A 457-nucleotide genomic window follows, 5' to 3' on the forward strand; every position below is an offset into this window, starting at 1 on the left:
ATCACACAGACTCCACTGAGTGGTTATATTCCACTGTGTGGTTATATTCCACTGTGTGGTTATATTCCACTGAGTGGTTATATTCCACTGAGTGGTTTATTTGGTTGATAAAAACAAATACACACAGATTCCACTGAGTAGTTAACCTGTTTGATAAGAACAAACACACACAGATTCCACTCAGTGGTTAACTTGGTTGACACAAACACAAACAAACACTTGTCTCACCTTTCAACTCCCAACGGACACAGGTCTTCAACAAACTTCTTCCAGCTCTTCCTCTCTCCTGCCATCCCTTCCAATTCTTTCCATGTTTTACCTATCCTTTTAATATCAGCCTCCAGCTCTCTTCTCCAGGTATGTCTAGGCCTTCCCCTACTCCTCTTTCCCTGCAGGTTCCAAAACAGTGCCTGTCTTGCAATGTTTCTGGTCGTTCTTCTCAATATATGTCCTACCC

General features: G+C 42.5%; 1 protein-coding gene. It reads right to left on the reverse strand.

Annotated elements, in window-relative coordinates:
* Positions 1-224: 224 nt before the first annotated feature.
* On the reverse strand, positions 225-457 hold a 233-nt coding region (locus tag AC1VNY_RS42645; RefSeq protein ID WP_482409697.1), incomplete at its 5' end, for a hypothetical protein.

It is taken from the genome of Bradyrhizobium ferriligni, from assembly GCF_056837965.1.